19 protein-coding genes are annotated in these 21,217 nt (G+C 53.2%); 10 read left to right on the top strand and 9 right to left on the bottom strand.

Annotated features, from left to right (window positions below):
• Nucleotides 1-16: 16 nt before the first annotated feature.
• Nucleotides 17-1,828 carry a translation elongation factor 4 gene (gene lepA / locus RHJ80_RS00570; protein WP_206200614.1) on the top strand — a complete coding sequence of 604 codons (1,812 nt, stop codon included), beginning with the start codon at nt 17-19 and terminating at the stop codon, nt 1,826-1,828.
• Between the two features lie 10 nt (nt 1,829-1,838).
• Complete coding sequence (locus RHJ80_RS00565; protein ID WP_206201713.1) at nt 1,839-1,994, top strand: hypothetical protein; 156 nt, start codon at nt 1,839-1,841, stop codon at nt 1,992-1,994.
• Nucleotides 1,995-2,000: 6 nt separating this feature from the next.
• Here the strand turns inward: RHJ80_RS00565 and RHJ80_RS00560 are convergent, their stop codons facing one another.
• Together RHJ80_RS00560 and RHJ80_RS00555 are read right to left on the bottom strand one after the other, a co-directional pair.
• Nucleotides 2,001-3,722 carry a transglutaminase domain-containing protein gene (locus RHJ80_RS00560; RefSeq protein WP_310453085.1) on the bottom strand — a complete coding sequence of 574 codons (1,722 nt, stop codon included), beginning with the start codon at nt 3,720-3,722 and terminating at the stop codon, nt 2,001-2,003.
• A 14-nt stretch (nt 3,723-3,736) separates the two neighbouring features.
• The gene (locus tag RHJ80_RS00555; protein WP_149817189.1) at nt 3,737-6,211 is read right to left on the bottom strand and encodes an ATP-dependent Clp protease ATP-binding subunit; all 2,475 of its coding nucleotides are present in this window, start codon (nt 6,209-6,211) and stop codon (nt 3,737-3,739) included.
• 350 nt (nt 6,212-6,561) lie between these two features.
• Here RHJ80_RS00555 and RHJ80_RS00550 point away from each other — a divergent pair, with 350 nt between their 5' ends.
• A complete protein-coding gene (locus RHJ80_RS00550; protein WP_302676970.1) occupies nt 6,562-7,254 on the top strand; it encodes an HAD family phosphatase in 693 nt (230 codons plus the stop codon).
• A 47-nt stretch (nt 7,255-7,301) separates the two neighbouring features.
• Nucleotides 7,302-7,940, top strand: coding sequence for a hypothetical protein (locus tag RHJ80_RS00545; protein ID WP_149817184.1), 639 nt, complete (start codon nt 7,302-7,304; stop codon nt 7,938-7,940).
• Here RHJ80_RS00545 and RHJ80_RS00540 read toward each other — a convergent pair.
• The gene (locus RHJ80_RS00540; RefSeq protein WP_310801248.1) at nt 7,921-10,236 is read right to left on the bottom strand and encodes an ATP-dependent helicase; all 2,316 of its coding nucleotides are present in this window, start codon (nt 10,234-10,236) and stop codon (nt 7,921-7,923) included. The two genes, RHJ80_RS00545 and RHJ80_RS00540, sit on opposite strands and share 20 nt — an antisense overlap.
• 173 nt (nt 10,237-10,409) lie before the next feature.
• On the opposite strand from RHJ80_RS00540, the gene RHJ80_RS00535 reads away from it, so the two are divergent.
• On the top strand, nt 10,410-10,784 hold the full coding sequence (locus RHJ80_RS00535; RefSeq protein WP_310801247.1) for a DUF4278 domain-containing protein: 375 nt from the start codon (nt 10,410-10,412) through the stop codon (nt 10,782-10,784).
• Between the two features lie 61 nt (nt 10,785-10,845).
• Here the strand turns inward: RHJ80_RS00535 and RHJ80_RS00530 are convergent, their stop codons facing one another.
• The 4 genes from RHJ80_RS00530 to RHJ80_RS00515 form a co-directional block, all read right to left on the bottom strand.
• A complete protein-coding gene (locus tag RHJ80_RS00530) occupies nt 10,846-11,259 on the bottom strand; it encodes a hypothetical protein (protein WP_310801246.1) in 414 nt (137 codons plus the stop codon).
• Nucleotides 11,260-11,280: 21 nt separating this feature from the next.
• On the bottom strand, nt 11,281-11,943 hold the full coding sequence (locus RHJ80_RS00525) for a glycosyltransferase family 2 protein (protein WP_310801245.1): 663 nt from the start codon (nt 11,941-11,943) through the stop codon (nt 11,281-11,283).
• Nucleotides 11,944-12,345 carry a DUF3110 domain-containing protein gene (locus RHJ80_RS00520; protein ID WP_206200608.1) on the bottom strand — a complete coding sequence of 134 codons (402 nt, stop codon included), beginning with the start codon at nt 12,343-12,345 and terminating at the stop codon, nt 11,944-11,946. It lies immediately after the preceding gene.
• Between the two features lie 105 nt (nt 12,346-12,450).
• The gene (locus RHJ80_RS00515) at nt 12,451-13,110 is read right to left on the bottom strand and encodes a MotA/TolQ/ExbB proton channel family protein (RefSeq protein WP_206200607.1); all 660 of its coding nucleotides are present in this window, start codon (nt 13,108-13,110) and stop codon (nt 12,451-12,453) included.
• Nucleotides 13,111-13,268: 158 nt separating this feature from the next.
• On the opposite strand from RHJ80_RS00515, the gene RHJ80_RS00510 reads away from it, so the two are divergent.
• From RHJ80_RS00510 to RHJ80_RS00500, 3 genes are all read left to right on the top strand, one after another.
• Nucleotides 13,269-13,874, top strand: a complete 606-nt coding sequence (locus RHJ80_RS00510; protein ID WP_149817174.1) for a sigma-70 family RNA polymerase sigma factor — start codon at nt 13,269-13,271, stop codon at nt 13,872-13,874.
• Nucleotides 13,871-14,191 (top strand): hypothetical protein, encoded by a 321-nt coding sequence (locus RHJ80_RS00505; protein ID WP_206200606.1) that lies wholly within the window; start codon nt 13,871-13,873, stop codon nt 14,189-14,191. Before RHJ80_RS00510 ends, RHJ80_RS00505 begins: the two co-directional genes overlap by 4 nt.
• Before the next feature lie 71 nt (nt 14,192-14,262).
• Entirely contained in the window at nt 14,263-14,703 is a 441-nt protein-coding gene (locus tag RHJ80_RS00500; RefSeq protein WP_310744674.1) for a Spy/CpxP family protein refolding chaperone, read from the top strand.
• A 50-nt stretch (nt 14,704-14,753) separates the two neighbouring features.
• Here RHJ80_RS00500 and lpxB read toward each other — a convergent pair whose 3' ends face one another.
• Nucleotides 14,754-15,941: a lipid-A-disaccharide synthase gene (gene lpxB / locus RHJ80_RS00495; protein WP_310801244.1), complete on the bottom strand. Its 1,188-nt coding sequence runs from the start codon at nt 15,939-15,941 to the stop codon at nt 14,754-14,756.
• A gap of 2 nt (nt 15,942-15,943) precedes the next feature.
• Nucleotides 15,944-17,083, bottom strand: coding sequence for a glutamate--cysteine ligase (gene gshA, locus RHJ80_RS00490; protein WP_206200603.1), 1,140 nt, complete (start codon nt 17,081-17,083; stop codon nt 15,944-15,946).
• A gap of 197 nt (nt 17,084-17,280) precedes the next feature.
• On the opposite strand from gshA, the gene RHJ80_RS00485 reads away from it, so the two are divergent.
• Nucleotides 17,281-17,718 carry a hypothetical protein gene (locus tag RHJ80_RS00485; RefSeq protein ID WP_310801243.1) on the top strand — a complete coding sequence of 146 codons (438 nt, stop codon included), beginning with the start codon at nt 17,281-17,283 and terminating at the stop codon, nt 17,716-17,718.
• A gap of 375 nt (nt 17,719-18,093) precedes the next feature.
• The gene (gene cas10, locus RHJ80_RS00480; RefSeq protein WP_310801242.1) at nt 18,094-21,150 is read left to right on the top strand and encodes a type III-B CRISPR-associated protein Cas10/Cmr2; all 3,057 of its coding nucleotides are present in this window, start codon (nt 18,094-18,096) and stop codon (nt 21,148-21,150) included.
• The last annotated feature ends 67 nt before the right edge of the window (nt 21,151-21,217 follow it).

Genomic DNA, 21,217 nt, shown 5'->3' with positions numbered 1-21,217 from the left:
GGTTGTCCTCGCTGGTATGACCGACGTCCCCGTTTCCCACATTCGCAATTTCTCGATCATTGCCCACATTGATCACGGCAAATCGACCCTTGCCGATCGCCTGCTGCAATTTACAGGCACGGTGGATCCCCGTGAAATGAAGGAACAGTTTCTTGACAATATGGAGCTGGAGCGGGAGCGGGGAATTACGATTAAGCTGCAAGCTGCCCGCATGACCTACACCAGTCGCGATGGCGAAACGTATATTTTGAATTTGATTGACACCCCCGGCCACGTGGATTTTTCCTATGAGGTGTCGCGATCGCTGGCTGCCTGTGAAGGGGCACTCCTCGTTGTGGATGCCTCCCAAGGGGTAGAAGCGCAAACACTGGCCAATGTCTATCTGGCATTGGAGCATAATTTAGAGATTATTCCGGTCCTCAACAAAATTGACCTACCCGGTGCTGAACCCGATCGCGTCAAGGCCGAAATCGAAGAGATTATTGGTCTCGATTGCTCCCAAGCGGTTCTAGCGTCCGCCAAGGAAGGGATTGGCATTGAGGAAATTCTGGAATCGATTGTGCATTTGGTGCCGCCGCCTCGGGATACGGTAGATCAGCCCCTGCGGGCATTGATTTTTGATAGCTACTACGATGCCTACCGAGGGGTGATTGTCTATTTTCGGGTCATGGATGGTGTGGTTCGCAAGGGCGATCGCATTCGCTTGATGGCCTCTGGCAAAGAATACGAAATTGATGAACTCGGCGTCCTCGCCCCCAACCAAAAACCCGTGGACAGTCTCCATGCCGGGGAAGTGGGCTACCTCGCAGCCGCCATTAAAGCCGTTGGCGATGCTCGTGTCGGCGACACGATTACATTGGCACAAAACCCAGCCAAGGAACCTCTTCCGGGTTACACCGAGGCCAAACCGATGGTCTTTTGTGGTCTTTTTCCCACCGATGCCGATCAGTTTGAGGATCTGCGGGAAGCCCTTGAAAAATTGAAGCTCAACGATGCTTCGCTCCACTACGAGCCGGAAACCTCCAGTGCCATGGGCTTTGGGTTCCGCTGTGGCTTTTTGGGGCTGCTGCACATGGAAATTATCCAAGAGCGGCTAGAGCGGGAATACAATCTGGACTTAATCATTACCGCCCCTTCGGTGGTCTATCGCGTCACCACGGTGAAAGGGGAGGTGCTGACGATTGATAACCCCAGCCTGCTACCGGAACCCCAATACCGCGAAAAAATTGAGGAACCCTACGTTCAACTGGAAATGATTACCCCCGAAATCTATGTGGGAACGCTGATGGAATTGGCGCAGTCGCGGCGGGGCATCTTTAAGGATATGCGCTACCTCACCCAAGGGCGCACCACCTTGGTCTATGAAATGCCCTTGGCGGAAATTGTGACGGACTTTTTCGATGAAATGAAGTCGCGATCGCGGGGCTATGCCAGTATGGAATACCACCTGATTGGCTACCGTCCTAATGATCTGGTGAAACTGGATATCCTGATCAATAACGACCCAGTGGATTCCTTGGCAGCGATTGTTCACCGCGATAAGGCCTACTATGTGGGACGTGCCCTTGTCAGCAAACTCAAGGATTTGATCCCACGCCACCAGTTCAAAATTCCCATTCAAGCGGCCATTGGCTCACGGGTGATTGCCAGTGAAAGTATTCCCGCCTTACGCAAAGATGTCTTGGCCAAGTGCTACGGCGGCGATGTGACCCGTAAACGCAAGCTCCTCGAAAAACAAAAAGCGGGTAAAAAACGGATGAAGGCGATCGGGCGGGTGGATGTCCCCCAAGAGGCCTTTATGGCAGTATTGCGACTCAAGAATGAATAGGAGGCTCAGGGTGTCTCAACGGTCATCGGGCAAATGGGTGGCGATCGTCACCGGTGTCATTTCCCTGTTATTGGGAATTGGCTACTTGGTGTTAGTACAGCTTTTGGATTGGCGCGGCGATTGGCAGCCGGCTCCTTTGGGATTACTGCGAGTGCTCCTGTCTTAGAACTGTTTAGGCAATTGGGGGCAGCTCACTATGAATGGTAAAGCGCACATGATTGAGGGCTAAATCTCCAAGGCGTAGTCCGCGATCGCGATAATTCATGCTCTCAAAGCGAATCCCTTTACCCGCTTCCACGTGGTACCAAGGCAGTGCCATAAAGAACCGCGTTGGATAAGGGCCGCGCTCTACGACATCATCAGGATTGGACTCCATGGGCAACCAGCCAACCCCCGGCACATAAAACTCCAACCAAACGTGGTTATAGGTGGGTTGGAGGGGAATGCCCCGCTTTTGGGGATGGGGGGGACATTTGTAGCGACCCACCGTACGGCAGGCAATGCCATTTAATCGCGCCAAGGCAAGGAGCACCCCCACGTACTCACCACAGGACCCCGTTCCCCGTTTCAAAACCAAATCGGGGGTTTCAATCGTGGGTCGCATGGCATAGCTCAGGCGATCGTACACATAGTTACGAATCTTGAGCATCTTACGCAGGATATTGGTCTCTGTGCCCACAGCTTGCCGTGCCGCCTCCTGGACAATGGGTTGATCCATCGCCAACTCATCGTTATCCACTAGATACTGTGCTGCAAATTCTGGTGGCAGCGGTAGCGTCTCATCAATGTCGTCAAAGCTGAGATGGTACTTGATACCTCTCACTTCTAGCCAAGCACGCCAACCAAAAAGACGGGCTTCGTAGGGACGCACTTCAGGAAAATCAAACACCGCCACCTGCTGATCACCCACCGTTTCCAAGTGAAAGGGGGTACCGACGGGTTCAACCCGCAGCAATTTTTGGCGCAGGGAATTGGCGGGCAGAGCAATTCGCCACTCTAGGTTATCTAGGTGCAGCGCATCAAGGGGAGACATTTCCTCCACGTAGGCCATCTCAATCAGATAGCCATTGGAGACCGTGTAATGCTGCTCTTTGTGGGTCTGATAGAGCAGAGGATGAATCAGGCAAATATCGCGATGATCAATTTCGAGGGGGGCTTCGCGGTTGTTGGGGTTATCCCGCAAATAGGGTTCTTCGCCGCCATAGGCCACCCACAGTCGCCCCGTCGCATCAAAGGTAAACGCCGTTGGCTGGGCAAAGGGCGTCAAGGCCACCCATTCAACACGGCCACTCTGGTGATCGAGACAATAGATGGATTGCTCTAAGCGATCGCTCACCCACAGATAGCCATCCTTAAGGGCTAAATTTTCACAGCCAATGCCCGGCGCACTGAGGCGATACTGCTCTCGACCCGTCTCGTCAAAACAGTGAATGTAACCCGATTTTTGACAGGCCACATAGATGCCTGTGTCATCCACCGCCACACCGTAAATGGGATAGCGGCACGCCAACACCTTTTCTACATGCCAGTCAGGCAGATGACAGCGATAGAGCCATGTGTCCCGGCAAAACCAGAGGGTTTCGCGATGGAGACAGAGGCCATCGGCATCGAGAAATGGCTCTAGATCGTAGGGATTGAGAATCTCACTGTGGTCATTTTCGCCATTGATGAGCAAAATAAAGCCCCGTACCCGATCCAAGGCCAAAAAACTGGCGCCAAGGGTTGCTTGGCAAAAGGGCAAACGGGGCAATTGACGTAGCCACAGGGCTTGGGGATCGACCCATGCCAGACCGTGGATTTGGTAAGCACCCAAGGGATAAATGGTGCGCCAGTCGTGATCCAGCGCTCGGGAGTTGAGGGAGTCCCCATAAACCTCTTGCGGTGTGTCTGGCATAGGAAGTCAATACCCTACTCAACCGCTTGGGGCAGTAGCTCACGCCGAGGTTGAGCTTGGATCTTCACTTGACCTGATTCATCCACATCAATGAGGGCAGTATCCCCTTCACGAATACGGCCAGAGAGCATTTCCTCAGCCAAGGTGTCCTCTAAGAGGCGCATAATGGCCCGCCGCAGGGGTCGCGCACCGTAGCTGGGATTGTAGCCTTCTTCAATGAGTCGCTCCTTGAAGCGATCCGTCACTTCTAGGGTGATTCCTTTCTCGGTCAGGCGTGAGAAGACTTCCTTCAAGAGGATGTCAGCAATTTGCTTGACCTCGTCTTTGGTCAGCTGGCGGAAGACAATAATCTCATCCACGCGGTTGAGGAACTCTGGACGGAAGTACTGCTTCAGTTCCTCATTCACCAAGGAGCGAATGCGATTGTATTGCGATTCAGCAGCATCCTCAGTGCCAAACTCAAAGCCAAGACCGCCAGCGCCTTTCTCAATCACCTTCGAGCCAATGTTCGAGGTCATGATCAAGAGGGTGTTCTTGAAGTCAACGGTACGCCCCTTAGAGTCAGTGAGGCGACCATCCTCAAGGATTTGCAGCAGCAGGTTAAAGACATCGGGATGGGCTTTCTCGATTTCGTCAAAGAGCACCACCGTGTAGGGACGCCGCCGCACGGCTTCGGTCAGTTGACCGCCCTCGTTGTAGCCGACATAGCCAGGGGGCGAACCAATGAGCTTGGAGACGGTATGCCGCTCCATGTACTCGGACATATCCAAGCGGATCATCGCCTCTTCAGAACCAAAGAAGTAGGCGGCCAAGGCTTTCGTTAGCTCGGTTTTACCCACACCGGTTGGCCCAGAGAAGATAAAGCTAGCAATGGGACGGTTGGGGTTTTTTAGACCGACACGGGCACGGCGAATGGCACGGGAGATGGCTTTCACCGCTTCATCTTGGCCAATGACCCGCTGGTGCAGGGTCTCCTCCATGTGCAGCAGTTTTTCCGATTCGCTTTCGGTGAGCTTGCTGACAGGCACACCTGTCCAAGAGGCAACAATGTGGGCAATGTCCTCTTCAGTAACGACGGGGGTTTCCTCTTCACCATTGGCGCTTTCGGATTTTTTCTGCTGGGCAATGGCACGGATTTGCGCTTTCAGTTCCATCTCGCGATCGCGCAATTCACCCGCTTTGTCAAAGTTTTGGGCACGCACAGCATCATCTTTTTCTTTGAGCACTTGCCGCAATTCGCGATCCAATTCCTTGGCCGCAGGCGGTAGTTGCGAGTTAATCAGGCGCACCCGTGAGCCAGCTTCGTCAATGAGGTCAATGGCTTTGTCGGGCAGGTAGCGATCGCTAATGTAGCGATCAGACAGCTTCGCTGCCGCCTCAAGGGCTTCATCGGAAATTTTCAGCTTGTGGTGCTTCTCGTAGCGTTCCCGCAGGCCGTAGAGGATCTCAATGGTTTCCTCAACGGAGGGTTCACCCACCATCACCGGTTGGAAGCGGCGCTCCAAGGCAGCATCCCGCTCAATGTGTTTGCGGTACTCATCCAACGTGGTGGCACCAATGCACTGCAACTCACCACGAGCCAAGGCGGGTTTGAGGATATTCGCCGCATCAATGGCACCCTCAGCGGCCCCAGCCCCAATCAACGTGTGTACCTCGTCAATCACCAAGATCACATTACCGGCTTGGCGGATCTCATCCATGATCTTCTTCAGCCGCTCTTCAAACTCACCGCGGTACTTCGTGCCCGCCACCAACAGGCCAATATCGAGGGTGACTACCCGCTTGTCTTCCAGAATATCGGGGACATCTTTATTGGCAATGCGTTGGGCAAGGCCTTCAGCAATAGCGGTTTTACCTACCCCCGGTTCACCGATCAGCACAGGGTTATTTTTGGTGCGGCGGCCAAGGATTTGAATCACCCGCTCAATTTCTTTTTGCCGACCCACCACGGGATCTAGCTTGCCATCAATGGCCATCTGGGTGAGGTTGGCACCAAATTCGTCCAGCGTCGGTGTTTTGGTACGCCCTTGGCTGGCACCGGCAGCCACTTCGGCGGTTTCACCCAGCATGCGAATCACTTGGGTGCGCACTTTCGACAGGTCAACGCCGAGATTTTCAAGAACCCGTGCTGCTACCCCTTCCCCTTCGCGAATCAGACCCAAAAGAAGGTGCTCAGTACCAATATAGTTGTGTCCCAGTTGGCGGGCTTCTTCGAGGGAGAGTTCCAACACTCGCTTGGCACGGGGGGTAAAGGGAATCTCCACCGCCACAAAACCAGACCCACGGCCAATAATTTTTTCCACTTCGATGCGGGCATCCTTGAGGTTCACCCCCATGGAACGTAGCACCTTCGCAGCCACACCGGTGCCTTCACCAATCAATCCGAGGAGAATTTGTTCGGTACCGACAAAGTTGTGGCCGAGGCGGCGAGCCTCTTCCTGTGCCAGCATGATGACTTTAATGGCTTTTTCTGTAAACCGTTCAAACATGACCCTTCCCCTAATGGCTCCTGCGTGCTGGTAACACTCATCTTAACACGTCCACTTTGGCGTGTTTTTGTATGCCAATTTACAGCCCTCTTCCCAAAAGATGGAACAGACCCAGAACCGTCAAATCCACTCTTAAACAGGATCAACGTCCCTTGACGTACCCTATAGCTTAGATAAAGGGCTGTACTCCTACTGTAGATGTTGACTCATTTTTTTGCAGGTGTGGTTGCCCGTATTTTAATTGAGATTTTGGGGACTAGCCTGCAGCAAAATTCGATTGATCGATTGGCCAGCCTCTTTAGTCTCAAAAGACGATAGACTACACTTGCTGATGCCCAAATTTTTCGCCAATGGCTAATTTTTCCCAGTTTCTTGCCGTTGAACCCTCGCAGCGTGCCCTGATTTTTGATATGGATGGGGTCATCTGCCATACTATGCCCTACCACCTTGAAGCTTGGCGGGTCTATGTCGATCGCACCCCTGAACTGCGGCAGCAGATTAACTTGGAACAGTTGCGGCAAATGGGGGGTAAACGCAATGCCGAACTCCTGCCAGAACTCTTGGGGCGATCGGTCACTGAAGCGGAAGTCGAACGCTGGGGCGCGGGCAAAGAGGCTGTCTTTCGGGAACTCTTGGCACCCCATTTGGAACTGTTGCTGGGGCTATTGCCCTTTCTCAAAAGTGCTAAAGAAAAAGGCTATCGCTTGGGCTTAGGCACCTCGGCCTGTGCTGCCAATGTGGAATTGGTGCTCTCCTGCGAGGGGGTGGGCAACTTTTTCGATACGGTGGTGATGGAGCAGGATGTGCAGCGGGGCAAGCCCGATCCAGAATGCTATCTCCTAGTGGCGGAGCGGTTGCAGGTGTTGCCGCAGCATTGTCTTGTCTTTGAGGATGCCGTGGCAGGGGTGATGGCAGCGGTGCGGGCAGGGATGCTCTGCTGGGGAGTGTTAACAACGCAATCGGAAACGGCACTGCAAGCCGCAGGAGCAGAGGTCTGCATTGAGGACTTTACGGATCCACGCCTGCAATGGCTATTGTCCTAGGGCATTTTCGGCGATCATGGGTACTGGCGCGTTAGGAATCCACCACCTTGGGCGTTGATCTGCGCAGTTATGTCTATCTCGACTCGATTCAACCGCAACACGCGGCCTACTTGGGAACCGTGGCTCAAGGGTTTTTGCCTTTGCCGGGGGATTGCTCCCTCTGGGTGGAGATTTCACCGGGGATTGATGTCAATCGCCTTTTGGATATTGCCTTGAAGTCTGCGGTGGTGCGGCCGGGAGTTTTGTTTATCGAGCGACTCTACGGACTATTGGAGGTGCATTCGGGCAATCAGGGGGAAGTACGCGCAGCAGGGCAAGCAATTTTAGATGCCATTGGCGCTCGGGTACAGGATTGCTTGCGGCCACGGGTGATTTCGAGTCAAGTCATTCGCAATATTGATGCCCACCACACCCAACTAATTAACCGTTCGCGGCGGGGCAATATGATTTTGGCGGGGCAAACCCTCTATGTGTTTGAAGTGGAACCTGCCGCCTATGCCGCACTGGCCGCCAATGAAGCGGAAAAGGCAGCACTCATTAATATCTTGCAGATTTCAGCCGTGGGCAGCTTTGGCCGACTCTTTTTGGGGGGCGCGGAGCGGGATATTCTGGCAGCAGAACGGGCCGTCTTGGCAGCCATGGAACGCTTGCCGGGGCGTGATAGCCTTAGCGATCGCCGCGAGTAGCCTTGGCATGTTTCTTTAGCTTCTGCTCTAGGGCAGGTAAGAAAGGACAAGGGTCACTGTCTTGCAGTTGATAAAACCCTCGCCAGTCAAAGGTCTGCCAGTTAAAGGGGGCTTGGTGGGCGGCGGCGAGCCACAGTAAACGCTTAGCACGGGTCATGGCCACGTAAAGCAGGCGGTATTCCTCGGCAACTTTGGCCTCTGTGGCTTTTTGATAGGCGGTTTGCCAGTCAGGAAGGGGTTGCTGATGGCCGTAGGCTCGCAGTTGCGATCGCACCACATCCGTAAAATCCACCTCTGGACTGAGGAACTTGGCATTGGCCGCCACCCAGCTCTCACCGGGGAGGGTTCTTGCCTCTAAGAAGGGAACAAAAACGGCATCCCAATCCAGACCCTTGGCGCGATGCATCGTCATAATCGTCACTTGCCCTGATCGCACCAAGCGGCTATGGAGGTCTTCCATCTCAACAGCGTCAAAGCGATCCGTCGCCACCAACTCCTGCCAACGGGGATGGATACGCTCCCACAGTTGCGTTGGTTCCTGCTGTGCCAAGTGGCAGATCAGGCGATCGCTGGTGGCCAATTCAGCGGCATCATAGCCCAATTCCTGAGCGCAGTACGTGATCAAAGGAAATAGAGATAGCTCTAGGCGGGCTTTGAGGAGACGTTGACAGTAGTGCCGTGCCTTGAGTACCGGTTCCTCGGCAGGGGGGTCTAAAGGACCAGGATAGAGAAACACCTCTGGCTGGGCGGCTAAGCGATCCAAATTTTGGACAGAAATGCGTTTGCGCTCCTGAAGAACAGTCAGAGCTGCTTTGACCGCTTCGGGAGAATAGGGACAGTGGAGAAAATAAAGAATGTCCAGCAATTCCTTGGGCACCTGCGATCGCCGTTCAATGCCCGATACATCGAGAATCGGAATCCCCTGAGCGGCAAGGTCGGTATTAATGCTGAAGCTAGCGGGCGATCGCAACAGATCCGCGACAAATTCCCCTTGGCGGTTGGTACGCACCAGTACCGCAATTGAGGCCTCAGGATACTCTGCTAAAACCTCAGAAATACGTGCTGCTAGCTCGCGCACGGTCTCGAAAACGGTTGCTGGTCGGGCAATTTCTACCCCTTCTCCCCAGGGGGGTGGGTTCGCCCCCGGTTGCGGATCCGTCGAGACGGGCTGAATGGCTTGCTCTCGAAAGGGGAGTTCCTGATCCTTTAGCGCACGATTGACCCATCGCACCAAATAGTTAGCAGCTCGAATCACCAACTCAGTGGATCGCCCCGCTTGGGTCATTTTATAGAAGGCCTGCTGCCGGGCACATTCGTCACAGAATTCATTGAAAAAGAGCGGGTCTGCCGCCGTAAATGTGGAGTTAATGGCTTGATTGGGATCCCCCACCCGCACAAAATTCACTTGCCCTGTGGTGTTGTCCTCGGCGAGAAGTCGCAGTAACCGCGATTGCAAGGGGGTCGAGTCCTGCGCCTCATCCTCAAAGACGGCATACACCCGCTGTTGCCATTCTTGGCGGCACTGGCGATCGCCCTCTAGGAGTTGTACCGCTGCCAAAATCATCTCATCATAGTCAATTTGCTCTCGCTGCGCTAAATGGTGCTGGTATAGTTCCAAAAGGTCGGCACCAATTTCTAAAAAGGGGTAGGGTTCTGCCGCGGCTGCACTTTGGGAGCGCAACTGCTGGGACAACTGCCGCAGATCATGGGGCGTCAACGCCATACTGCGGGCACTGCTAATAACGGTTTGTGCCAACTTCACCAAGATGTCAGTCAAAAGCGCACTTCTGCGACCATCGTGTTCAACGTCACTCAGGGGACTGGTATCGCAGCCTTGGATCAGTTGCTCGAGAATATCGGGGTGCGATCGCGCCCATTCCTTAACACAGGTAACACACAGGCGTCGCTGCTCATGCTCACTCATTAAATTCTCGCCACTCCAACGCAGACCCGCTGTGGGGTGACTGGTGGCAATTTTCAAGGCCAAACTGTGGAGCGTCTGCACACTAAAACCATTGCGGGGCAAGCCCATTTCCCGCAGGTACTGGCGAATCCGCACCTTGATATTGGCCGCTGCCGAACGACTATAGGTGACTACGACCAGTTGCCGCTGCTGATGGAGTTTTTCGCGAGCGATGGCGATCGCGGCTCCTACGGCCATGCCATGGGATTTGCCTGCTCCGGGCACTGCCGATACCGCCAAGAGACCCCCTTGCCATTCACTAATTTCCCGTTGACCCGGACGCAACGTCCTTAGAAGGTGACTGGCATTGGCGGGGAGTGACAACACGTTCATAGGAGGACTGTGGGAGGGCTAAAGATTTGTTAAAAAAACCGGCTTCTACCCAATGAAGATCGAAAAATCGTATAATAGAATACAGAAATTTAAAAGCAAGTTGTTTCCTAACGCAGACCACCTAAAGCTTGATAACGAGTCAATAGTATTCACCTAGAAGCCTTGATTTAATTATGCAAGTAATCTATCGTGGCGTTAAATACGAAACTTCTGAGCAGCACATTCCCCTTGTTGAATCGGGCGCCAAGGGTCTCTACCGGGGGGCGCAATGGGTAGGGCACAAAGCGGCTGAACCGGTTCCTCAACCCAATCATGTCCTCTGCTGGCGGGGGGTGACCTACCAAACGAACGGTACACCAGTTACCACAACCGCTCCGACGACGAGTACTGCCCCTTCAGTACTTCCCCAGCGTAAGCGTGACTCCTTGGCCGAAGCCCATCGCCATGCAATTCTGAAAACTCTTGAGCGGCGGCTGCAAGTGGCTCGGAGTCAGGGCAATGAAGATCTCATCAGTCTGCTGGAAGAAGAGTGGCAGCAATTTGCCTAAGGTTGGATCACCGAAACCCAAACTGCGGTGCCGTTGCTAACAGCGGCACTTTTTTTATTTTCTATTGGTGATTGCCCCTTTCTTGGCGAAAAGCTGTTGCTTGGGCAAAGGCCGCCGCCGCCCGCTCGCGATCGCCCAAGGTTTCATAGGCACGCCCTAGTTGTTCGGCTGCAATCTCCCGCACATAGCCCAAGGGAAAAATCATCTGCTTGCTGTAGCCATTGGTGCGCCCCAGTTCAAGGCAATACTCAAAGTAGGCCGTTGCTCCCAAGGGGAATCCTAAAGCCATCAGCCAGCGCCCGGCCAAATCATTGAGGGGAGGATAGGTGGGAAACCACACCAGACTTTGCTGACAGAGGAGTTGCAATGTTTCGTGATCCCCCATAGCCAGCAGACGCCGCCCCAGTTGATTCAGAATTTCGGGCAGGGCGCTAGGGGCATTCTCAGGCAGTTGGCTGGTGAGGAGATGGGGCAAGAGCCGCTCAAAAAGTTCTTGTTAGCAGTCATCCGCAGCCGTGGGGTTATTCACAGCGTGGTACATATCCGCCAAGGCAAAGAGGAGATTCAAAGGCAGACCTTCACTAGCGCGGATGCGTTCCAAAATCGGGATGTTGCGATCGCGCATCTTGGCTTGAATTTGTGCGGGTTGATAGCCATAGTGGTCAATGCGCAGCGTTTCCAGAGTACCAATGGTCAGCGGTTCTGCGTCTGTCGAAACCAACTGCTCATGGAAGCGTCCCTGATAGCGCAGCGTCGGCAGGTTGCGAAAGAGTCGCACAATGGCAAAGTCAGAAAATTGCTGCCCCGTGCCGATTTCCCGTCGTAGGAGTTGATAAGCAGTCAGGGGGCTCCCCTCCAACTGTTGCCCTAGGGGAATAGGCGGCTCCTGCACTGCCACAAGCACCTCATCAGCATCAATGACCAAAATCCAATCGCCCGTGGCCTGCTCTAGAGAGTAATTGCGGGCAGCGGCAAAATCATCCTGCCAAGGGAAGGTAAAAATGCGCTCTGTAAACTGGCGGGCGATCGCGATCGTCTCATCCGTTGACCCAGTATCTACCACAACGATCTCATCTACCCAAAGCTGGACACTGCCCAGACAGCGTGCCAAATGGGCTGCCTCATTTTTGACAATTAGACAGGCACAGACCCGCACCATCTACAGCAGCTTTTCAAGTTGTTGGCGCAACTGATTCAGTTCACTTTCGGAGAACTCACTCTCAGCAGCGGGGGGCACGCGATTTTCTAGTTCCCAGTCGGTTTCTTCGACATTGCGTTCAGGGGGTGCCAAGAAAAGACGCTCAGCATCGTTTGTCGGCACAAATCCTTCGGGAACCAAGTGACAGGTGTAGCCTGAGGATTCGCAAAATTCTTCAATTTCCTTGGCATCAATGGGGACAACGCTGGGGGGATGAAAATCCTGTGCCTCTAAAAGCATGGCATAGCGACTGGCATCGTCTTCGCTTTCAAACATCAGAATCAGGTTGCGATCGCCCAGTTGCAGAGAATGAATGCCCTCATTTTCAGTCCCCGGGTTGTAGAGCAACACGTAAACGCGCATGATGCCTCGCTAATGAAATCTCAACAGCGATTATAACGATTTTGGTTCCCCCTACCCGTAGGATTTTCCCCTTCAGAACTGTCAAAGGGGCAAAAATAGCTTGAGTTAGAACAATGTTTTTTCAGGTTCCCCTTTGATCCGCTGCTCTAGCCATGCTTGGCGATAGGTGAGTTCTAATTCATTGCCGGTGCGGCGAAAAATTTGTGCCTGCTGCAAGAGAAACGCTTGAAAGAGCCGCTGAAAGGCAAGGGCAATGATTGCCACCACCAGGCCAGAGGCGGTACTAATCAAGGCCTCACTAATCCCGAGACCCACGCCCATGGTTGCAGGTGTGCCAATATCCCCCAAGCGAATAGAACTGAGGGCACTAATCAGACCTAACACCGTTCCCAACAAACCCAGTAGAGGTGCCATCGTAATCGTTGCTTCCAAGACCTTTTCTCCCCGCCGCATGGCACTCAGCTCCTCATCAGCCGCAGCTTCTAGGGCTAGGCGAAAGATTTCTGGGTTGGTGTCAATCAGTTGTAAAGGGGTATAGAGGAAGCGACCAATCGGTTGGTCACAGGCATTGGCTGCTAATTCAATGGCTTCTTGCCAATCGTGGCGAGCGGCATCCAGAATCTGCTCGGCCAGTTTCGTCTCTCCTCGGAGAACAATGCTCCAAAACCAAAGCCGCTCAAAAATGGTGCCTAAGGTCAAGATCGAGAGAATCAGTAGTGGCCACATGGCCAAGCCACCACGGTTAAAAATTTCGGCGATATTCACGATCAGTTCCCTGTCAGAGCATCCGACGTTTAGTATAGTCCAGCCAGTAGCCGCAATTGTTTACCAAATTCTAGCGAACCGTGGTGCCAAGGGTCTTGAACCGCTCTTTTTGATGCCCCGTCTAAATAGACAATTACGTTAATGGAGTGATACCTCGCATGAGTGTATCTTTACCCCTATCAGCGGCAACGGCATCAACGGCTATCGTGACCCGACCCCAAGTGATCGATCCCGATCGGCGGATTATTGAGCAGTGCCTTTCCGGACATCCAAATGGGTTTCGGGAACTCTATCAACGGCATCAGCAACGGGTGCGATCGCTCCTGTTTCAGTTGTGCGGTGCGGTTGCCCTTGATGATTTAGTGCAGGAGGTTTTCTTGCGGGCATGGAAGGGGCTAAAGGGTCTCAAACATGAGGCAAAGTTTTCAACATGGCTCTATCGGATTGCCTGGAATGTGGCTTGCGACTATCGCCGTCAACTGGCAACGCGCAAATCGCGACATCAGCAATACCTGTCTCAAAGTGAGCCACTCACTCCTGGACTGGATCTACGACAATTGCATTACGAAGATTTAGTTCAGCGCGGTTTAGCCACACTGCCCTTGGAGTACCGCAGTGTTTTGGTCCTGCATGATCTGCAGGGCTTGCCCCAAAAAGAAATTGCTGAAATTCTGCGGATTCCCGTGGGTACAGTGAAATCCCGCCTCTTTCGTGCCCGAGGCACATTGCGGACTTACTTTACGGAGGCTGGAATCACTTTATGAAACGTGAACCCCCACCTGTGGAGGATACACCCTTGGTTAAATTTTTACAAACCTATGCGGGGACGCCCCCGCCCCCCCACCCCCATTTGGAGCAGCGCATTGTCCAAGCGGCTCTGCATCAACATCAACTGAGTAAGCGACGCTGGCAAATCGTGTCTCTTTTGGGGGCTGGGGTGATCGCCACCGCCACCAGTGTGTGGTTCCTCAAACCCTCAACTCAAGTGGCAAAGCAGACCTCCCCGGATGCAGTGGCTATCTTCATCACCACCAATTGGCAAGCAATGTTTCAGGACGCAGAACCCGCCATCTTCGACTAAATTCTGTCCACCCTACTTTTACTCTTTGTTGAGTTTTGACAAGTTAAGTTTTGACAAAGGAGAACACAGCTATGTTGAAAAAATCTTTAGCCACGCTTCTTATATGTGGTAGCCTCAGCCCCCTACTGGCGATCGCTCCCCCGAGCGTCGCTGACCCCGGTTATGGCGGACCTCGCTGGAGAGCCAATCTGGACAACCTAAACCTCACACCTGAACAGCGGCAACGTTTACAAGCCGTGCAGCAACAATACCAAGGCCAAATGGAACAAACTCGCAACCAACTGCGCACCGCCAAGACAGAACTGCGGCAGATGATGAGTGGCAATGCCTCGGAGGATCAAATCCGCAGCAAGCACCAACAGGTGCGCCAACTGGAAAACCAACTCGCCTCTCTCCGCTTTGAAAGCATGCTGGCCATGCGGGGCATTCTCACACCGCAGCAACGGCAAGCCTTGGCCGCCCAAATGCAGCAGCGGCGGCCGGGCAATCGCCCCATGAAACCCCAGCAGTAACCCATTAAACTTGGCAACGCTCTAAAGCTCTAAAGGAGTTCATGACTTCCCTAAGTGCGGGACAGCGGATCCTGCACTTTTTTGTTGCTCAGCAGATCAAGAATCTCGGTGGCAGCGCGATCGACCACGCCGGGAGTCCCCATCGCAGCTCGCATTTTGGCATAGCCTGCCTGCATGGCTAGGCGTTTTTCAGGATGATCCAATAGCGCAAGGGCAGCAGCGGTAATGTTGGCAACAGTGGCTCGTTCCTGAAGGAGTTCGGGGACGATGTCTCTATTCACGAGTAAATTGGGGGGAGAGACAAATTTGAGGTCAAACTTCAGGAAACGCCGATAAAGCCACAAACTCAGGGGATGGACGCGGTAGATCACGACTTGAGGCACATTCAACAGCGCGGTTTCTAAATTCACCGTGCCGGATTTAGCGATCGCCAGATCTGCGGCCGCTAGAACTTGCAGGGAGTCTTCCGCCAATGTGACGCGAATGGGATATTCCTTGAGAACTGCTTCAATGGCTGGGCGATACTGCCGCAGCGAAAGGGGTAACCAAAAGCGGGCTTCAGGATAGGCTTTGGCGATATTTGTGGCAGCCCCCAAAATTAGAGGCAAGAGGGACTTGATTTCCTGTTTGCGAGAAAGGGGCAACAGGGCGATCGCCAGCTCATCGGCAGCAATGCCCAAACTTTGGCGTGCCACTTCGCGACTGGGAGCCGCAGCAATGCGATCCAAGAGGGGATGCCCCACCCAGACCACATTGGCACCATGACGGCGGTAATAGGTGGCTTCTTCTGGAAAAATGGCAATCAGGCGATCGCTGAGGGCAACAATTTGCCGAGTGGCCTTCAAACTATGGGACCAGACCCACTCTTGGGGAGCGATGTAGTAAACCATGGGAATAGAAAAATGTTTGCGGATAAACCGCCCCATGGCGACATTGCCACCAATGTAGTCAATTAAAACCACTAAATCAGGGGGATGCTGCCGTAAATAGCGGCGAGCCTTGAGTTGGAGCACGATCGTTGGCTTGATCAATGGCAGGGCTTCTAGTAGCCCCACGGAGCCAATTCCTCCGGTATTAAAGAGTAGCTTTGCCCCCGCAGCGGCCATGCGATCGCCCCCAAGGGCAGAAATTTCTAAGGGAATCCCCCGCTCTGCTGCGAGGCGATAGAGTGCCTTGACCAACAGGGCCCCCTGCAAATCCCCAGAGACTTCGCCGGTGCTAATGAACAAATGCGCCATGCCTAGCCCCGCACTGCCGCCACTGGTTGACAGAGTTGATCGGCAAATTCCTGTTCGCTAGCGGCCATTTCTTGTACGGCGGTGGCCATAATCTCAGGGATCGATTGCCCCGCTGCATAGTGAGCCAGCCATTGCTGGGCGGTGTTTCCCTGTCGCAGGATTTTCTTAATCGGTGCCAGAAAGCAGCTAAAGCCCTGTGCCTTGGCGATCGGCCAAACCTCTTCGTAGAGTTCGGCTACCCAAGCGGCTGCCGTTAGTTGCCGGCGATCGCGCCAGTGGGTTAACACCGCCTCTAAACTACTTTTTGCGACGAGCTGCTCATTGTTGTCTGCCAGTTGTGCCAACATATCGCCATCCCCCCACCGCAGGGGATCAAGATCAGGGGTATCTAGCAATTGCAGAAGCCGCGCCTCTAGAAGGGCGGTAATCGCCAGTAGGGCAATGGCATCCGTGACTAGGTCACAAATTCGCAGTTCAAGACGATTGAGATCATAGGGTCGGCGATCGCCATTGGGGCGCACAGCACTCCACAAGTGCCGCACATTTTGCATCGTGCCGAGTTGGAGTTGCTGCTCTGTCCACTCAATGAAGTGGGCATGGCTAGTAAATAGGGGCACTTGCGGTGGGGTTTTCGGAAAGATTGCCCAACGGGTGGAGTGATAGCCCGTTACCTTGCCATCAAGAAACGGCGACGCAGCACTGAGCGCCAGAAACAGGGACGCCTCCAGCCGCACTAGCCGACAGGCACGGATCAACTCTTCTGGATCCCGCAGGCCAATGTTGATGTGGACACTGGCGGTGACAACCCTTGTGCCATAGGTTTGCTCAATGTAGGTGTGGTAGGGATTCTGGGGGTCAGAGCGATAAAAGCGTTGACTGTCCCCTAGACTCAGGGTGCTACCGGGAACCAGCGTTAAATCCCCTAGGGATTGCAAATAAGCGCGCAGCCGAAAACGAGGACGCAGCAAGTCACAGAGGGCTTGATCATATAGAAAGACCGGCGGGGTTGTAAATTCAACATTGCGGCTATCGGGTTCACGCACAAAGCCCGGTAAGTCCCTCACAATGCGATCCGACAGTCCCACAATCTCGCCCGTGGGCTTACCCGTGTAGAGTTCAACCTCAAAGCCCTTTGACAACATGGCATCCCTTTGGCTAACTTGGGTCAGCGAGCCCCCTCGCAGAAAGTGGGAATTTTGAGCTACTTAGCCACAATACCATGCCCGCGTCCCTGCCGCACATATGAACATTCGTAAAACCCCCCCTGTGGCGATCAAAACCTGATCAGTTAACCTGTATTATCAATGACACAAATCACCCCTATAGTGAGAATCTCAAGATGTTTGGTCAGCGGCGAGTCGAAGCAGATGTCCGTGTCAGTCGCGTTTTGGATCGCCTGGGAATCCGCTATCAAGTGGATGAGGATGGTGATTACCGCGTTGTCTTTGAGCTATCCAACGGTCGAACGCAACAGGCCTTTATTGACTCCAGAACCCAGCAGCTGGGAAGCTATGAAATTCGGGATGTCTGGTCTGTGGGCTACAGTTGCGAGGGCTTTCTTGACCAAGAGATAGCCAATTATCTGTTAATTGAAAATGCCAATAAGAAAATTGGCGCTTGGGAGTTGCGTCCCCTTGCTGACAATAGGTATATCGCTGTATTTTGTACGAAGGTTGCTGCTGACTGTGACCCCGAAGCCCTTTACACCAGTATCCGCGTGGTTCTTGAGGTGGCAGACGAACTTGAAAAAGTTCTTGAGGCGGGCGATCGCTTCTAGGTTAGTTTGCAGTGAGTCCCCTTAAAATCAGGGTTTGAGGCCAGTGGGGAGCTTCTGAATGCTCCGCCCCTAGGTAGGGATTGTCATTTTCACCTGAAATACTAGAAAATACTCAAACCCGCTTCCTGAGAAACGCTAAGGGATTCAACGAAAGCATCAGGGTTGGAGGCAACTTGGCAGATCTCTCGGAAGCAAGACCCAAATGTTTCAATTCTTATAGCTAGTAGAAAAAACTGTTAAATATTACAAAAGAATTTTTATTTTGCTTCCACTGCATATCCCAACTCACGACACTGGATAAAACATTAGCTGCGATCGCCCAAGGCGCACGGTCGCCGATTCGCAGTGGAGTCAATTGTTCTAGGAAGGCCATCCATGTACTACGAACGCAAACTCTTTGCCCTCCTCCACGACCCCTACCTCAAGGCGTTGTACGGCAACAAAGCTCTCAAAGGCTCATGGCAACAGGTGTCTTGCCTGAATCAACATGCCGAAGATTTGCAAAATTGGTGGAAGCATCACGGCGGTGTTACCGCAGACCATATTGCCTCGGCCAGCGATCGCCTAAGCTTTCAGCGCGGCATGAGCACCCCTCCAACAACCACTGCAAATATCACCCAAGTGGAAATTCGCCACCCGATTACTGGTGCCAAAAGTGATTTGAACTTTGCCTTTGCAGGGAGTCTCAGCGATGAGATTTTAGCTGAAATTGAGGCGCAGTCCATCTGGAGCAAGATTCGCCAAGAAACCGATGCTGAAAAGGTCTTTTGGTGGTTTTGGCGGTTTTATGGCGAAGCTATTGCTGGCGATCAGCGCATCAAAGATCAAGCGGTCTATGCCAAAGATGTCTTGCTGTTACCCTCAGACACACGCATTCCCGACTGCCCCCTCGAAGCTCACACCTCGATTACCGCTGCCCTTGCCGGCACCCTCTTTCCCCGAAACGCCAGTAATGGGGATAAACCGCAGCACCCATGGCTGTTGATGTTTTCCTTTTCACCGGTTCAGGAATTCATTAAATCTTCACGCAAGCTGCTGGACTTTTGGTCAGGCTCCTATCTACTCCATTACCTAAGTGCCAAGGCCTGCTGGTTCCTTGCCGAACGCTATGGCCCTGATGTTGTGATTACCCCCAATCTCTACAACCAAACGATCATTGATGCCTTTCTGCTGCAAAAATACCCAGACTTTGAACCCTACTTTGCGGAATTTGGTATCCCCAAACCAGTTGAGGCGCAAGAGCAGCCGTCCTCCAGCTTGGTGACAGCGGGTTTTCCCAACGTGATTACGGCACTCATTCCTGAACAAGACAAAGACACGATTGGCAAAGAGCTTCAAGACCATTTGCGGGAAACATGGCTCAACCTTGGCAAAAATGTGCGCGAAGCCATCAAAACCAAGGTACGGAGTGGCTATGAAGATTGTCACTGGATTGCTCACATTGAAGAGTGGATTGATACACAGTTTCCTGCGGCAGAACAAGAGGAGTTAAAGAAAGAGTTTCTCAGTTGGCAGCAGGGAGGACGCTGGGAGTGGAATGCCCTTTGGCAAGCCCAATTAGAGAATTTTTGGGAAAGCTACTGGATCGCTTTGCCCCTTGGGGAGCCAACCCAACCTCTAACCTGCCAGCGTGGAGCATCCACCTACCCAACTTGGAAAACCGCCCAAACCACGTTAGCAAAAGCCGAGGATCCCCTGCCCACTCAGGTTGAGGAAAAGGTGTATGCCACGATTAACGTGGGTACATGGTGGCCATTGCTGCAACAGCGCCTTGGGTCAGCCCTCTCCGCTGTCAAAAACACTCGCAACTGGCAGTTTCCCGCTTCGCCGGGTGAGCGCTCCTCGATTTCTGGAGCCTACAGTGCCCTGCACCCGAATTTGCTGTACCGTGATCCTTTTCGCGAGGGGCATGGCCTGCCGGCGAGTTCCCTGCGCCTGTTTTGGTATGTGATGAGCCAAGCCTTTCCGGGGCTATTTAATGGCAGTGAGCGCTTGAATGCGATTGAAGTCACCAAGCGAATGGCATGGAAACATGGCGGTGTCGCTGAGTCTTTGGGAGTTGCGTGCCCTGAGGAGGACTATGAAAACTTGGTGCGCTTTCCCAATGCCAGCAGTATCGCTGCCGCTCGCTTTATGGTGAAGTATCCCAATCAGGTCAAGCGGTATTGGCGAGAATTGAACCAAGAATTTACTGCCGATCTGGCTTTACAGCCCTATCACGCTCGCTTTAACAGCACCACTTGCCGCCCAACCCAGATTCCCCAAGTAGATGCCAGGCTAGGGAATTACAACGGTGTCATGTTCTCGGCCAAGTGGTTGGCAGAAGCCTTAGGTCTTGACAGTAAACAGGAGCTGGCCGAACTTCGGAGGGCGGTGAATCAGACACAAAAACGAGTGGGTTGGGGCGATCGCTCCCCTGCTGACTGGTGGTGTATCCTCTTGGCCGATGGCGACAGCATGGGCAACTACGTCCGCGGTCGTAACCTGAAGAAGTATCGTGAGTATGTTGCTACGAACATTATTGAAATTATTGAAGACATTCAGCAAAGAAAGAGCTACATCGAAAATCCTGATGAGTGGCAAACACTGCTCAACCAGACCCCCAAACGCATGGGACCTGCCACCCATGTGGGACTCAACCGTGCCCTGCTAGATTTCTCGAATCGTCTGGTGCCCTACTTAGTGGAGCAACGTCACTGTGGCCGTGTGGTCTATAGCGGTGGCGATGATGTCATGGCCGTCTTGCCCCTAGAGGATGCCCTCTCGGCGATTCATCTCCTACGTCAAGCATGGTGTGGCGGTACGGATCCAGCCGGCGAATTTGAACCCCACGGCGACTACTGGCAAACGGTTCAGGGCAAGACAGCGGCTAAGGTCTTGGACATGCGTCGCCTGTTTACGATGGGCAAAGGGGCAACAATGAGTATGGGCGTGGTCATTGCCTACAAGAGTGTTCCTCTGCCCACGGTTCTAGAAAACCTCTGGCAAGCCGAAAAGGAACGGGCGAAAAAACTCCCCGGCAAAGATGGCCTCTGTTTCCGGGTGCTCTATGGGTCTGGCAATGTCCTCGAAGCAGTGTTGAAGGGTGAACTGCTAGAGGCTTGGAGCCGACTACTTGAGCAAGCAAATGACGATGTGAGTCCGCTGCTGTACCGACTCGTGACAGAGTTGCCCCAACACTGTTGGTTGAGCAAAGAGCGGGTCATTGAGAAGGCGATCGCTAGCATTGCCAATCGCCGCGAAAAAGACATCCCTTCAGAACTGATTGAGCAGCTTTGTCGGTGTTGCAATCAATGGGAAGACTGGGCACTCCAGCATGAAGGTCAGCTAGGAACGGATCTGCAAGACCTGCTCAACCTGTTGCGGCTCATGGCCTTCTTCATTGATAAACGGTTTGTACCCCCAGGGAGTAATCAGGATGGCGATCGATGAAAGCAGAGAGTTCTAAAACTCATTTGGGCAAAACTATTCTGCTTCAAGGATAACGAAAGACACATGA

The organism is Thermosynechococcus sp. QS41 (assembly GCF_031583515.1).
Classification (GTDB): domain Bacteria; phylum Cyanobacteriota; class Cyanobacteriia; order Thermosynechococcales; family Thermosynechococcaceae; genus Thermosynechococcus.
Note: the sequence above shows the minus strand (reverse complement) of the source record. Positions and strands in the feature narration are given on the sequence as shown.

Excerpts from the sequence above, each read along its gene's own strand:
- RHJ80_RS00505 (WP_206200606.1), top strand. The coding sequence starts at position 13,871 with ATGAAACGTGAACCCCCACCTGTGGAGGATACACCCTTGGTTAAATTT.
- RHJ80_RS00500 (WP_310744674.1), top strand. The coding sequence starts at position 14,263 with ATGTTGAAAAAATCTTTAGCCACGCTTCTTATATGTGGTAGCCTCAGC.
- lepA (WP_206200614.1), top strand. The coding sequence starts at position 17 with ATGACCGACGTCCCCGTTTCCCACATTCGCAATTTCTCGATCATTGCC.
- lpxB (WP_310801244.1), bottom strand. The coding sequence starts at position 15,941 with ATGGCGCATTTGTTCATTAGCACCGGCGAAGTCTCTGGGGATTTGCAG.
- RHJ80_RS00555 (WP_149817189.1), bottom strand. The coding sequence starts at position 6,211 with ATGTTTGAACGGTTTACAGAAAAAGCCATTAAAGTCATCATGCTGGCA.
- RHJ80_RS00550 (WP_302676970.1), top strand. The coding sequence starts at position 6,562 with ATGGCTAATTTTTCCCAGTTTCTTGCCGTTGAACCCTCGCAGCGTGCC.
- RHJ80_RS00535 (WP_310801247.1), top strand. The coding sequence starts at position 10,410 with ATGCAAGTAATCTATCGTGGCGTTAAATACGAAACTTCTGAGCAGCAC.
- RHJ80_RS00525 (WP_310801245.1), bottom strand. The coding sequence starts at position 11,943 with ATGGTGCGGGTCTGTGCCTGTCTAATTGTCAAAAATGAGGCAGCCCAT.
- RHJ80_RS00510 (WP_149817174.1), top strand. The coding sequence starts at position 13,269 with ATGAGTGTATCTTTACCCCTATCAGCGGCAACGGCATCAACGGCTATC.
- RHJ80_RS00520 (WP_206200608.1), bottom strand. The coding sequence starts at position 12,345 with ATGCGCGTTTACGTGTTGCTCTACAACCCGGGGACTGAAAATGAGGGC.
- RHJ80_RS00485 (WP_310801243.1), top strand. The coding sequence starts at position 17,281 with ATGTTTGGTCAGCGGCGAGTCGAAGCAGATGTCCGTGTCAGTCGCGTT.
- RHJ80_RS00560 (WP_310453085.1), bottom strand. The coding sequence starts at position 3,722 with ATGCCAGACACACCGCAAGAGGTTTATGGGGACTCCCTCAACTCCCGA.
- RHJ80_RS00540 (WP_310801248.1), bottom strand. The coding sequence starts at position 10,236 with ATGAACGTGTTGTCACTCCCCGCCAATGCCAGTCACCTTCTAAGGACG.
- cas10 (WP_310801242.1), top strand. The coding sequence starts at position 18,094 with ATGTACTACGAACGCAAACTCTTTGCCCTCCTCCACGACCCCTACCTC.
- gshA (WP_206200603.1), bottom strand. The coding sequence starts at position 17,083 with ATGTTGTCAAAGGGCTTTGAGGTTGAACTCTACACGGGTAAGCCCACG.